This is a genomic window from Hoyosella altamirensis (assembly GCF_014191505.1).
Lineage (GTDB): Bacteria > Actinomycetota > Actinomycetes > Mycobacteriales > Mycobacteriaceae > Hoyosella > Hoyosella altamirensis.
Genome location: NZ_JACHWS010000002.1, coordinates 1 through 13,158, shown reverse-complemented (window position 1 = coordinate 13,158; position 13,158 = coordinate 1). Strand labels below are relative to the sequence as shown.

At 61.2% G+C, this 13,158-nt stretch carries 13 protein-coding genes; 8 read left to right on the top strand and 5 right to left on the bottom strand.

Translation table 11 applies throughout. The features are described from left to right. Positions 1 to 72 precede the first annotated feature (72 nt). The 6 genes from FHU29_RS08760 (at position 73) to pstB (ending at position 5,650) form a co-directional block, all read left to right on the top strand. A complete protein-coding gene (locus FHU29_RS08760) occupies positions 73 to 819 on the top strand; it encodes a winged helix-turn-helix transcriptional regulator (RefSeq protein ID WP_013805550.1) in 747 nt (248 codons plus the stop codon). Next, on the top strand, positions 816 to 1,733 hold the full coding sequence (gene mshD, locus FHU29_RS08755) for a mycothiol synthase (RefSeq protein WP_083962399.1): 918 nt from the start codon (positions 816 to 818) through the stop codon (positions 1,731 to 1,733). Before FHU29_RS08760 ends, mshD begins: the two co-directional genes overlap by 4 nt. A 140-nt stretch (positions 1,734 to 1,873) precedes the next feature. Then, positions 1,874 to 2,968 carry a phosphate ABC transporter substrate-binding protein PstS gene (gene pstS / locus FHU29_RS08750; RefSeq protein ID WP_064441115.1) on the top strand — a complete coding sequence of 365 codons (1,095 nt, stop codon included), beginning with the start codon at positions 1,874 to 1,876 and terminating at the stop codon, positions 2,966 to 2,968. After that, positions 2,965 to 3,951 (top strand): phosphate ABC transporter permease subunit PstC, encoded by a 987-nt coding sequence (gene pstC / locus FHU29_RS08745; RefSeq protein WP_157095231.1) that lies wholly within the window; start codon positions 2,965 to 2,967, stop codon positions 3,949 to 3,951. The genes pstS and pstC overlap by 4 nt, the downstream gene beginning before the upstream one ends. Before the next feature lie 2 nt (positions 3,952 to 3,953). Next, positions 3,954 to 4,862: a phosphate ABC transporter permease PstA gene (gene pstA, locus FHU29_RS08740; RefSeq protein ID WP_064441114.1), complete on the top strand. Its 909-nt coding sequence runs from the start codon at positions 3,954 to 3,956 to the stop codon at positions 4,860 to 4,862. A gap of 11 nt (positions 4,863 to 4,873) precedes the next feature. Next, the gene (gene pstB / locus FHU29_RS08735; protein ID WP_013805555.1) at positions 4,874 to 5,650 is read left to right on the top strand and encodes a phosphate ABC transporter ATP-binding protein PstB; all 777 of its coding nucleotides are present in this window, start codon (positions 4,874 to 4,876) and stop codon (positions 5,648 to 5,650) included. A 27-nt stretch (positions 5,651 to 5,677) separates the two neighbouring features. On the opposite strand, the gene phoU is transcribed toward pstB, so the two are convergent. From phoU to dusB, 3 genes are all read right to left on the bottom strand, one after another. Beyond that, positions 5,678 to 6,334, bottom strand: coding sequence for a phosphate signaling complex protein PhoU (gene phoU, locus FHU29_RS08730; RefSeq protein ID WP_013805556.1), 657 nt, complete (start codon positions 6,332 to 6,334; stop codon positions 5,678 to 5,680). Between the two features lie 73 nt (positions 6,335 to 6,407). Continuing rightward, on the bottom strand, positions 6,408 to 8,045 hold the full coding sequence (locus tag FHU29_RS08725) for an LCP family protein (protein ID WP_064441113.1): 1,638 nt from the start codon (positions 8,043 to 8,045) through the stop codon (positions 6,408 to 6,410). Positions 8,046 to 8,233: 188 nt separating this feature from the next. Continuing rightward, positions 8,234 to 9,412 carry a tRNA dihydrouridine synthase DusB gene (gene dusB, locus FHU29_RS08720; RefSeq protein WP_064441242.1) on the bottom strand — a complete coding sequence of 393 codons (1,179 nt, stop codon included), beginning with the start codon at positions 9,410 to 9,412 and terminating at the stop codon, positions 8,234 to 8,236. A gap of 328 nt (positions 9,413 to 9,740) precedes the next feature. On the opposite strand from dusB, the gene FHU29_RS08715 reads away from it, so the two are divergent. Next, positions 9,741 to 10,601: a tyrosine-type recombinase/integrase gene (locus FHU29_RS08715; RefSeq protein WP_064442694.1), complete on the top strand. Its 861-nt coding sequence runs from the start codon at positions 9,741 to 9,743 to the stop codon at positions 10,599 to 10,601. A 94-nt stretch (positions 10,602 to 10,695) separates the two neighbouring features. Continuing rightward, positions 10,696 to 11,694, top strand: coding sequence for a hypothetical protein (locus tag FHU29_RS08710; protein WP_183377520.1), 999 nt, complete (start codon positions 10,696 to 10,698; stop codon positions 11,692 to 11,694). A gap of 75 nt (positions 11,695 to 11,769) precedes the next feature. Here FHU29_RS08710 and FHU29_RS08705 read toward each other — a convergent pair whose 3' ends face one another. Next, the gene (locus tag FHU29_RS08705) at positions 11,770 to 12,267 is read right to left on the bottom strand and encodes a hypothetical protein (protein WP_183377519.1); all 498 of its coding nucleotides are present in this window, start codon (positions 12,265 to 12,267) and stop codon (positions 11,770 to 11,772) included. 2 nt (positions 12,268 to 12,269) lie between these two features. Beyond that, positions 12,270 to 13,158, bottom strand: an 889-nt coding sequence (locus FHU29_RS08700) for a hypothetical protein (RefSeq protein WP_183377518.1), incomplete at its 5' end; no start/stop codon positions are given.

Below are 13,158 nucleotides of genomic sequence, written 5' to 3'. Positions count from 1 at the left end.
GGCGTGCATTGGCGGGCGCTCGAGTTCTTCAGGCAGCAGTGTCCGACTGCGGAAAAACGGAAAGGGGGCGGTGTGGAGCTCCTCTTGCTAACGGCCGACCCGAACCCTGAATCTGTTCTGCCCTCACTAGCCCTTTTGCCGCACAACGTGCGGCCAGCTCCGGCTGATGTGTCCTCGTTGCTGGACGCGGCGGGAGCCGACGTTGCCGTGGTGGATGCGCGTACCGATCTCGCGTCTGCGCGCGGCTTGTGCCGGATTCTCGCCAATACGGGTGCTGCGGTTCCAGTGGTCGCAGTGCTCACTGAAGGTGGACTCGTGGCGGTGAGCCCCGACTGGGGAATTGATGACATTCTCTTGCCGGGAACGGGGCCAGCAGAACTTGACGCACGGCTGCGGCTGCTTGTCGGGCGCACGACGGTGCAGACCGAGGACGATGACGCGGGCACAGTCACGCTGGGTGAGCTCCTCATCGATGAAGGGACGTACACCGCCCGCCTGCGCGGTAAGCCCCTTGACCTCACGTACAAAGAGTTCGAGCTGCTGAAATACCTGGTTCAGCATGCCGGCCGAGTCTTCACGCGTGCACAGTTGCTGCAGGAAGTGTGGGGTTACGACTTCTTCGGTGGTACCCGGACCGTGGACGTTCACGTTCGGCGTTTGCGCGCCAAGCTCGGTGCCGAGCATGAAGCGCTGATTGGCACTGTGCGTAACGTCGGGTACAAAGCGGTCCGGCCGAGCCGTTCCGGCAAGCCGAGAGACGACGAAAACAATGATCTCGGCGATGACGACGTCGATGACACGGTGACGGGTGCGTCGTGACAGGCGATGCCGCAGCTGACATCGGGGTGACGCGCTTCGAGGGTGCGCTGCCTGATGACGTCAGTGATTCCGTGTCCCTGCTCATCGCGGCAGCGCGGGCCGCTGACGGGACTGACCCGATATCGGAGCAGGGGCTTCGCGGCCTCGCGGGCAAGATTCCGGCTGAGCACGTCGTGGCGACAACCGGGGGAGTGCCTGCCGGGGTAGCGACGATCCGTATCGAGAACGGCTCCCCGAACGTCGAACTTGTTGTTGACCCCGCGCGGCGGCGGCAGGGTGTTGGCCGCACCCTTATCGATGAAGCGGCGACGAGGGGCGCGCAGGTCTGGGCGCATGGCGATCTCCCGGCTGCGGCTGCGCTTGCCGCGGCTGCGGGTATGACACGCGCTAGGGAGTTGCTTCAAATGCGGCGCGAACTCGGCGCCGAGTCCCCCCTCCCGGACGTCGACCCTCGTGACGGAATTGTGGTCCGAACGTATGCGGGGCCGCGGGATGACGCTGAAATTGTGCGCGTCAACAACGCGGCGTTCCACTGGCACCCCGAGCAGGGCGGCTGGACGCAGACGGACATCGACAGCCGGAAAGAACTGGCGTGGTTCGACCCAGAGGGGCTGTTCCTCGCGTTCAGCGCCGCAGCGCCGCATACGCTCCTCGGCTTCCACTGGACCAAGACGCATCCGGCTGACCCGCCGGTGCCTGCCCTAGGCGAGGTTTACATCGTTGGCGTCGACCCCGAGGTGCACGGCAAGGGGCTGGGGAGGCTGCTCACGCTGAAGGGATTGCACTATCTGCGCGACCGCGGTCTCGCCACGGTTCTGCTGTATGTCGAGGCCGATAACCCCGCCGCGCTGCGCACGTACGAAAATCTCGGATTTTCCCGTTATTTCACCGATGTGGTGTACATCATGGCGTAACTGACCTGCGTTTTTGGTGCAGGCCGGTAATTACGTCATATTTGTTCACTTTCCGTTCACCTTTGCGGTGGACCCTACTTGCGGACACTGCATAGCGTTGATCGCTGTGTAATCAATCGTTCACATGGTGGAGGAAATAGGTGAACTTCAAGCGGGGCGCAACTTTTGTGGGGCTTGCAGCAGCAAGTTCCCTTGCGCTGACGGCCTGTATCACCGAAGAGGTGGGCCCGGGCAGTGCCGACACCCTGGCCAGTTGCGAGGGGAAGCCTAACCTGTCCGCGACCGGTTCCTCCGCGCAAGCGAACGCAATGCTCGCCTTTAACGTTCGATATGGCGAATCATGCCCCGGCAAGAACATCGCGTACACCTCAAGCGGCTCGGGCGACGGGCGTGTGCAATTTACCTCGGGTTATACGGACTTCGGCGGCACAGACTCACCCATTGTCGGGGAGCAGCTGCTCCAGGCGCAGCAGCGCTGCAAGGGCAATGACGTCTGGAACTTGCCACTTGTTTTCGGGCCGGTTGGGCTCGCATACAACCTTGCCGGTGTTGACGACCTCGTCCTGGATGGCCCGACAATAGCGAAGATCTTCAACGGGGAAATCAGGAACTGGAACGATCCGGAAATCGCCGCTCTCAATGAAGGTGCTCGGCTTCCTGACCGCGGCATCACCGTGATTCACCGTTCCGATTCTTCGGGAACCACAGACAATTTCCAGCTGTATCTCGAAACGGCCAGCGCGGGCGTCTGGACGTCCGGCGCGGGCTCTGACTTCGCAGGTGGAGTGGGCAACGGCTTCCGGGGTAATGAAGGTGTCGCGCAAGCGGTCGCCTCAACGAACGGCGCCATCAGCTACGTCGAGAAGGCCTATATCGAGCAAAATGGGCTTCCCGCAGCGCAGATCGACAACGGCTCAGGCCCGGTGCCACTGAGTATCGAAACCGCCGCCCGCGCCATCGAACAAGCCGAATTCGCCAGTACCGGCGACGGGGATATGACGCTCGACCTCAACTCGGTGTATGGCGCAACGGAACCCGGCGCCTACCCACTGGTTCTCGCCACGTACGAGATCGTGTGTTCGGACGGTTATGACGCGGAGACGACCGCTGCGCTGAAGTCATTCCTGACCGTCGCCGCGAATGAGGGCCAAGTCGGTATCGACGGCATGGGGTACGTCCCGCTGCCAGAGGCATTCAGGACCAGCCTCATGGAATCGATTGACGCGATCGGATGAATGTGAACGCTAAATTGCCCGAAGATCCGGTAACGACACGGCTGAACCGTGGGCGCGCGGCCCGCCCCGGCGATGCAATTTTTGCCGGACTTGCGCGCGGCGCGGCACTCTTCGTCACCGCGGTCATCGCAGCGATTGGTGTCTTCCTGCTGTGGCGGGCAATGCCGGCGTTGACTCGCAATGAGGTCAACTTCCTGACCAGCCGGGAGTGGCGGACATTTACTCCCGACTCACTGGCCTTCGGTGTTCTCGACCTTTTCCTGGTAACAGTCTTTGTCTCGGCTTTCGCTTTGTTCCTTGCCATGCCCGTCGCGCTCGGTATCGCCATTTTCATCACTCAATACGCGCCGAAACAGACGAAAAAAGGCCTCGGCTATCTGGTTGATCTTCTCGCCGCAGTGCCGTCGGTGGTGTACGGACTTTGGGGTTTGCTCGTCCTTGCGCCCGCATTGCAGCCGGTAGCGGCTTTCTTGCACGAGAACTTCGGGTGGTTCTTCCTCTTCAGCGCGGAGAATGAGGGACTCGTGGAGGCCGGATTCACGATCTTCACCGCGGGCATTGTGCTCGCCGTCATGATTTTGCCGATCATCACCGCTATCACTCGTGAGGTTTTCACTCAGACTCCCACCGCTCAGGTCGAGGCGGCGCTGGCGCTCGGTGCGACAAAGTGGGAAGTGGTTCGGACGACCGTCATCCCGTTCGGCAAATCTGGTTATGTCAGCGGCTCGATGCTGGGGCTGGGGCGCGCACTCGGTGAGACCATGGCGATTTACATCGTCCTGGCGACCGCGTCGTCGGACTTCAGGTGGTCCCTCTTCGAGGGGGGACAGACCATCGCGTCGAAGATCGCGTCTGGCTACGCGGAAATCAACAATGAACTTCAGGCGGGTGCTTACATTGCGGCAGGCCTGGTGCTTTTCGTCCTGACATTCGCGGTTAACGCGGTAGCTCGCGCGATCGTCGCGGGCAAGGGGGTGCATTGATCATGACGACAGCACTGGACCGCCCGGTCAAACCGCCACAAGTTTTCCCGAGCCTCAGTACGCGGCGCAAAACGGTGAACAATCTTGCCACGGTGCTGGTGTTCGGTTCGTTCATCGTCGCGATGGTTCCGCTCATCTGGGTGCTGTACACGGTCTTCTCACGCGGCCTGACAGCTCTGACGTCGGACGACTGGTTCACGCGCTCGATGCGTGGTGTGCTGCCGTTCTTTGAGGGCGGCGGGGCGTATCACGCGATGGTTGGCACTCTCATGCAGGGTGCTGTCGCCGCTTTGTTCGCCATTCCCATCGGATTGATGGTGTCGATCTACCTGGTCGAGTACGCGGACGGCTCACGGCTTGGCAGGGTCACGACTTTCATGGTGGACATCCTCAGCGGTGTGCCATCGATCGTCGCCGCGCTCTTCATCTACGCCCTCTGGATCACGACTTTCGGATTCAGCAAGTCAGGTTTCGCGGTGGCGCTCGCACTGTTACTCCTGATGCTCCCAATTGTGGTGCGGTCGGGTGAAGAGATGTTGCGGATTGTGCCGATGGACCTCCGCGAAGCGGCATACGCCCTGGGTGTCCCGAAATGGAAGACGATCGTCCGTATCGTCATCCCCACTGCACTGCCAGGCATCATCACGGGCTTGATGCTTGCCGTGGCCCGCGTCATCGGTGAGGCCGCGCCACTGCTGATCCTGGTGGGTTACGCGACCTACATCAACTACAACATGCTTGAGGGCGAGATGGGCTCGCTGCCCGGCATGATGATCGCCGAACTGAATAACCCCTCCGGCCCGGGCCGGGACCGCCTCTGGGGCGCAGCCCTCACCCTCGTCCTCATCATCGCGCTGCTCAACATTGTCGCGAACCTGATCAGCCGCTACACCGGCGCGAAGAAGAAGTAACGGAGCTCATCATGGCAAAGCGTGTAGACCTCAAAGATCTGAACATCTATTACGGCAAGTTCCATGCCGTCTCCGACGTGACGCTGTCGGTTGCACCCAAGAGCGTCACCGCCTTCATCGGGCCGTCCGGCTGTGGCAAGTCGACGGTATTGCGGTCCCTGAACCGGATGCACGAAGTGACACCTGGTGCCCGGGTTGATGGCGCTGTACTTCTTGACGGTCAGGACATCTACGACAGCAGCATTGACCCGGTCGGTGTGCGTCGCACGATCGGTATGGTCTTCCAGCGGCCGAACCCGTTTCCGACAATGTCTATCAGGGACAACGTCATTGCGGGCCTGAAACTGCAGGGTGAACGTAACCGGAAGAAGCTCGACGAGATCGCGGAGAAGGCACTGCGCGGCGCCAACCTTTGGGACGAGGTGAAAAACCGGCTCGACAAGCCAGGTGGCAGCCTCTCGGGCGGGCAGCAGCAGCGTCTGTGCATCGCCCGTGCTACCGCCGTTGAGCCGGAAGTTCTGTTAATGGATGAGCCGTGCTCCGCGCTCGACCCGATCTCGACGCTCGCGATTGAAGACCTCATCACTGAGCTGAAGAAGGACTTCACGATCATTATCGTGACGCATAACATGCAGCAGGCAGCGCGCGTCAGTGATCGCACTGCGTTCTTCAACCTCGAAACGCAGGGGCGTCCTGGTCAGCTCATCGAGATTGACGACACGACCAAGATCTTCTCGAACCCAACGAAGAAAGCGACCGAAGACTACATCTCCGGCCGCTTCGGCTAGTCAGTCACCCTAAGGCCGCGCAGGTGACTACGCGACGACGTCTTCGGGGAAGCGCCCAGTGACGAGGTAGATCACTTTGCGCGCAACCTCGACGGCATGGTCGGCGAACCGTTCGTAGTAGCGGCCGAGCAGCGTCACATCCACTGCTGCCGCGACGCCGTGCTTCCACTCCCTGTCCATCAGCACGTTGAACAGGTGCTTGTGGAGATCGTCCATCGCATCGTCCTCGTCGAGCAGATCCTGCGCCATCGCCGCATCATGGGTCTCGAGGACTTCCGCAGCCCCCTTGCCGAGGTGCACAGCCACTCGGCCCATCTCGGCGAAGTACGCTTTCACTTCCTCCGGCAGAGCCTGTTTCGGGTGGCGCCGACGAGTGATCTTCGCGACGTGCAGCGCGAGGCGTCCCATACGGTCGAGGTCGTTGACGGCCTGGATCCCCGCAACCACAGATCGCAGGTCACCCGCCACCGGTGCCTGCAACGCGAGAAGCGCGAATGCCTTTTCCTCGCACGACGCGCGGAGCGTGTCGAGTTCGTCGTGATCAGATATGACTTTCTCGGCGATTGGCAGATCAGCCTGCAGCAGCGCCTGGGTAGCCTGCCCCATCGCTTCTTCGGCCATCCGGCACATGGTGGCCAGGGATGTCGCGAGATCCGCGATCTTTTCTGTGTAAGCAGCCCGCATAACCTCTAAGGTTACGGCGTAAAACGCCCAGGGGCACGATCTGCCGCTGAACGACACGTGAATACCGCGAATACTAAGCGCACGACGTGTCTCCGGCGTTCGTCACCGAGAGATCCTCGGGCAAATCACGTTGCGGCTGAACGCTGCCAGAACTCGAGATCGGCAGCGGCGTTCCCGGCGTGGCTGGTGCGGTGACATTGGCGTCGTAGTCGGTGCCCAGGACGAGTTCGACAATGTTGCCAAGACCGGTGACGCGCTGTAGTAACGCTCCGGGGAACGCTGACGCCAGCGTGGCCGCTTCGGCCTCGTTGCCGCGGGAGTACCGAATCACAGTCTGATCGACGACCCGCGAGTGGTCGCCCACGCTGTAGATCTGAAAGCCGTAACCAGCGAGGACGCTCGCGGTGTTGCTGGCAAGACCGAAGGTCGTTGCGCCGTTGGCCACGCGGATGGTCACGAGTGCGGGGGAGACCGCCTCGGACTCGCTGGCTACTCGGTCGCCACCGTCTCCATTCTGGGCGGGGCGGACCGCTTGATCACTAAGGTCGTCGTCTGCCTCGTCATCGGGTTCGGGGGCGGATTCGCCGGGCAGCGGCCAGTCGTAAATGATCGCATCGAAGATGGCGTCGATGTCATCTTCGCGCGGCACCTCATTCATGAACTCGTTCGGCCCGGCGGTGGGGATCGTCACGAACGTCACCTGACCGGCATCCACGCCCTGCATGGAGCGCGCCAGAGTCAGCAGCGATTGGGTGTCGACATTCTCGACGAACGTGTGCTGGGTAAACGCATCGATAAAACCGCCCAGCCTGCCGGGCTCGAAGAGCACCTTGTTTGACAGGGCTTCTCGGAGTACGGACGACAGCAGCAGCTGCTGGCGTTTGATCCGGCCGTAGTCATTCGTGCCCTCGGTGGGTACACGCCGGGCTCGCACATAATCCAGTGCTGTGCTGCCGTTGACGGTCTGAGGGCCGGCCTCAGGAAGGATCCAGCCGAGTTCGTCATCCCACATGGGCTCGGTGGTGCACACTTCAACACCGCCAAGGGTGTCCACCATGGACTCGAACCCAGCGAAGTCGATGCCGACGAAGCGCGTGATATTCATGCCTGTGATCTTCTGGATCGTCCGGATCAAGCACTTGGGCCCGCCCTCGTAGTAGGCGCTGTTCAGTTTGACGTTGTCTTCCGATTCGACTCGTTCGTCGGTGTAGGTCGCGGTGTCGTTGTCCCACCTGTCGCAGGCTGGCCGGGTGATGTTGAGGTCACGCGGGAATGACGCGATGACGACACGGTGCCGGTCCTCCGGGATGTTCACCAGCATGATCGTGTCGGACCGTGAGCCTTCGTGCTGCCACCCCGTCCCGCCGATCTGAGCGTTCTGACCAGCCCGGTTATCCACTCCCACCACAAGGAAGGTCTCGTCGCCGAATTGGTCGTCCGGGCTGCGGACATCACCGGAGTTACGGTCCAGCGCATCGACGATGTTGAGGGACGCGTCAGTGCTGCGGACGTAGCCCCAGACGGTGCCGGTAAGGACGAGGGCAGCCAGAGATACGAACGTGATGAGGATGCGCGCAACGATTAGTGTTTTCGGATGCCGGTGGCGGACGGGCGCCGGGCTTTCCGCTACCCCCACGAACTGGGGGACGGCGCGTGATCGCGGCTCCGGGCCGGTGGGACCGGCGGGACCGTGGTCGTCGCGTTCGCTCACTCGTTCATCCTCGGGTTGTGACTGTCGCAATGGCACGCCGCGGCAGGCGCCGCACGGCCTTACATGGTTTTCCGTTAACCAGACTAAACATGAACTTCGGCAGACACCCGAATTCGAGGCTAGGACACGGGTCTCCTAGCGCGTCCGCTTTGGTGCTATTGAGGCGTAATTGTTGTTATGTGAATCGGTTAGCCGCCCGAGTGCATCGCATCTGCACCGTCGGGCACCGTGCAATCAAATGGGTCATCGAGCCAGCCGTGCGGCAGAACCACGCGTGCTGGAGACCCCTGCCTGCCCCGTGGTCCTTCTGCCGCGGCGGGGAACGGCGCGGTCGCATCGAGCTGTATGAGCAGCGATTTCAGCTCTTCGAGCGTGGTCACAAGAGCAAGCGCGGAGCGCAAGTCTGAACCCGCGGGAAAGCCCCTCAAGTACCACGCGATGTGCTTACGGATTTCGCGGAGTCCCTTGAATTCGCCGTGGTGATCAACGAGAAGCTGAGCGTGCCGATGCATGATTTTCGCCACTTCACCCAAATTGGGCGGATCAGGCAACGGCTGATCGTTGAGCGCTGCGCTCAATTCAGCGAATAGCCATGGACGTCCCAGGCACCCCCGTCCAACTACCACGCCGTCGCACTGCGTCTCCGCCATCATGCGAACTGCGTCTGCAGCGCTGAAAATATCGCCGTTGCCGAGAACGGGAACGTCAGTGACGTGATCTTTCAGCCGCGCGATCTCACCCCAGTCCGCAGTCCCCGAGTACCGCTGGGCAGCCGTCCGGGCATGCAGGGCGACAGCAGCAGCGCCTTCCCCTGCCGCGATATGCCCCGCATCGAGGTGGGTGTGGTGGTCTTCGTCTATTCCTATCCGGAACTTCACGGTCACTGGAATCTCAGTCCCAGACGTAGCGCGGACGGCTGCGGCGACAATCTGGCCGAACAGATTCCGCTTGTACGGGAGCGCTGCGCCGCCGCCTTTGCGGGTAACTTTCGGCACTGGGCATCCGAAGTTCATGTCGATGTGATCGGCGAGGTTCTCGTCGGCGATCATCCGCGCGGCTTCGTAGGTGTACTTAGGGTCGACGGTGTAGAGCTGCAGCGAACGCGGGGTTTCCGTCGGGCCGAAGGTGGTCATATGCATGGTTGCCGCATTTCGCTCGACGAGCGCGCGGGCGGTCACCATCTCGCAGACATAAAGTCCGGCGGTGCTGCCCATTTTCGCGGTTTCGATCTCGCGACACAGAGTGCGGAACGCAACGTTGGTGATACCAGCCATCGGTGCGAGTACCACCGGACTGCCAAGTTCGAGCGGCCCGATCCGCAGCTGTTGAGCCAGCGCGGATGGAGCATCGGAAAGCTGAGTGGTCATGAAATCGGTGTGTCCCCGAACGTGCATTCAAGCAGAGCCATGGCACATCCTTTCGTCGAGACAACCCGGACCCTAACGACGATAGTCGCGCAGAATTCGCTGAGACACAAAAATCCCCGCCCAGCGTTCTGGGCGGGGATAGTGGTGCCCCCTCTCGGGCTCGAACCGAGGACCTGCGGATTAGAAGAGAAATGGTTTCCATTAAACCGTCTCCCTTTTACGATCTTGCTCCGCTTCGGGCAGCATGAATCACGTTCCGGCCACTGGGCGGTCACGGCAGCAACGGAAACGTGAATTACAGCAGAGTGATTCGATCACGATCTGTGACATGACAAACTTCATGCACGTTGACGATTGGCAAGTCTGGCAGCATGCCTCACGACTCTCAGAACTCACCATCACCGAGCGTGTCAGGGTCATCACCCAACTCGGTATCGAAACCGGAACCGACCCCGCGAAGGTCACGCCCATACAAATCGTTCGCTGGCTAGCCTCGCACAGCGAATGGTCTGACTCCACCATGTGCACGTATCACAGCTATCTTCGGCGCTGGTTCAAGTGGCTGCAAGCGCAAGGCCTCCGTGAGGACGACCCGATGGTGAAAGTCGGCACGCCACGGCTACCGGAACGCGAACCCCGACCCGTGTCGGACATTCATTTGGCGAAGCTGATCACCACACGGATGCATAAGCGCACTAGGTTCGCCATCCTCATCGCTTGTCTCGCCGGGTTGAGGGTGAGTGAGATTGCGCGGATCAAGGGGGAGGACGTCGACTTGTCCGGGCCGCGTATGCGAGTGCTGGGTAAGCGTGGGAAGCAGCAGTCTGTGGCGATGCATCCGCTGCTGGTGGATATCGCACATCAGATGCCATCGAGGGGTTGGTGGTTTCCCGCGAACAGTGTCAGGCCGGGAGAACACATGCTGGGCAAGTCCATGTCTCAAATGATCGGTCGGGTGATGCAGCGCGCCGGGGTGCCAGGCACACCGCACTCGCTTCGCCACTGGTTCGGCACCACCCTGCTGCTGGAGGGTGCTGATATCCGTACTGTGCAAGAACTCATGCGGCATTCGTCGATCGCATCGACACAGTTGTACACGATGGTGCCTGATAAGCCTCGGCATGAAGCGATCGGTCGTCTCGATCCATTCCGTTACAAAGGTTCCGGACCGATCGGGTCAGCCGCTTAGTCTGTGCCCCTAGTTCTGGGGCTACCCGGCCTAATCAAGATCAGGTAAGGATTACATCCACGTCCCGTAAAGCCCCGGAGAGGAACCTTCAGCGTTGCGCGCATTCAAATCTCTCGCGAGCCTAGCCGTATTACCTCTCCTGCTCGCTGCGTGTGGCAGCAGCGAACCTGAGACACGCGAGGAACTCGCAGACCGGCTCGAACAAATTTCAGGGGAACCCATCACTCCCGAAGAAGCTGACGAACTGGCAGGGTGGGTGTGTGGCGCGTTCGCGATGGCTGCAGAGTTCGACGTGCCCGAACCGACAGCGGCCGAGTTCGCAGCTGAAGAGGAGATCAGCGAAAGCCAGGCGCAAGAGATCATGGATGTGTTGATGCAGTGGCGCTGCCCCGACGGCCCCGAAGGCGAACCAGCCAACATGCCATCACCGACGACAGCGGACGCGGCTGGCGATCCTGAATACGCGGAGATTCAGCCCGCTGATGACGTCAACGTCACGTTGAATGATCCGTTCGAGATGGGTGGGTCTAACCACCGTGGGCTGGGCAGTGCGACGATCACCATCACTGATGTTGATACGGCTCCGCTGTGTGAGTACTACGGTCCGCCCACATATGAGGAGGTTCGAGAGCCGGGTCCGTACATCGCGGTGGAATTTGATGTGCGTGTCGTGGAAACATCCGTGCCGGTGTCATTCGGGCACCCTGGATGGTTCCGGGCACAGGATCCAGATGGGTATGTCACCGATGACATCACAATCTCGTCGACGTGTGATGATTTCCCGGGGTTCACATCGTCCGAACTTCGGCCCGGTGACCGGCACAAGGGCTGGGTGCTACTTCAGGACCACAAGATTCAGCCGGGTGACAATCTATTGATCCAGTGGCCCGGGAACCGGGACGGTCACCCGTTCTCGTTCGAGATACCAGCAGGAGATCGGGAATCCACGCCGACGACGGCTGGCAGCGAGATTCATGAGCCGTCGGGCCGGGAGCGCATCTACTCACCCGAGGGCCTCAGCGATGACGAGATCGACGAGGGCTGTGCTGAAGGCTACGTGCATCCACAGATCTGCCACTCACGCGGCTACTAGACCCTTGAGACGACGAATGCTGCCCCTCACCCGGTAAAAAGGTGAGGGGCAGTTGGTCGTTTCTCTCAATGCCGATCAGGACGAAGGAACTAGCCTGCAATACGTGTTGGTCGTGATACCGCGACGCGACGTTGTACCCGCCGAGTTGGACACCTGGAACCGGATGCCACCAGCCGGAACCACGAGCCCGGACGTGATGATCGAGATGTGGGAGCCGCTCTCGCTGTAGACCAGCTGGTTGTCGTCACTATCAATCAGTCGCACCCTGTATGTGCTGGCAACCGGGTTGTTGAGGTGAAGGTACAGGTCGAGGTCATAGGTGCCAGCGGGGAGCATCAGTGCGCCACTCGTGATGACCGTTTCAGGGAACCCTGCGGATGCCACCCAGTCTGTCAGTGTCGTCCAGTCTGGGGGTGACTGGCTAGGTGGGGTTTGATACGTAGCGAGGTCCATGCCCATGGCGACTGCTTGGCTTGACGTCCAGATCACTTGCCCGTTGTGGGCGATGCCCGCGACCTTTGCGCCGTTGAATGCGGCCCCCGCTAGTTTCTGCCCGTTGAACGCGATACCCATGCTCACTCCGTCCAGAACGCGAACACACCAGTACCAGCAGAGAGAGCCGCTGCCTCGTTCGCTACCAGCTGCATCTCATCCACATCACCGGAATCCACCTTGTCCGCAAGAGCGTTAGCGACCTGATTGAACTCGTACGCCACCGCCGTCGACACCGGTTTTTCCGCATCACTGGTGTTGTCAACATTGCTGAGACCGATCGAATCACGTGCGGTTTGCATGTCCGCCGCGGTAAGAACGTTCTTGCCCACGGTCGTCGCGTCATCAATTTGCGCGGCGACGTGCGTGTGATTACCAGGTGCAGCGTTGTTCGCGCCGGATCCAAGCTCAAGGCTTGACGTGCCCGCACCGATCGCCGACCGAGCCGCCGCACCATCAGCAGCCTCCATTAGGGATTGACCCGTTGGGGTCACACCCGTGATCTCACCCGGCCCGTGCGTGTGATCACCCGGAGCAGCGGTCGAACCACTCGACCCAAGCTGCAAGTTCGAGGTGCCCGCACCGATCACATCCCGGGCAGCCTGCTGGTTCGATGCCCGCAACACATCAATACCAACGGTGGTAGCGTCCCAAATGTCATCTGCACTGTGATCGTGATCGGCGTCCGCTTTGTCATCCCACCCCGTCACGGTGGGGTTGTTGGAGGTGCCGCCCAGCACGCCAGGCGCGTTACCCGGCAGCCGGACGATACCCGCTGTGGTGTCCGTTGCTGGCCCCACATTCGCGGCTTCCTGCGCGTCCTGCGCTGCTTGCTCCGCAGCTGCTTGCGCGGTTTCCGCACCAGTCCGAGCGGTTTCCGCTGCGTCCTTATGCTGGCCGGCCAAAGTCGCGGCGTCCTGCGCGTCGGTGACTGCGGTGCCGATACTCGCCGCGCTGTCCGCCGCGTCCGAA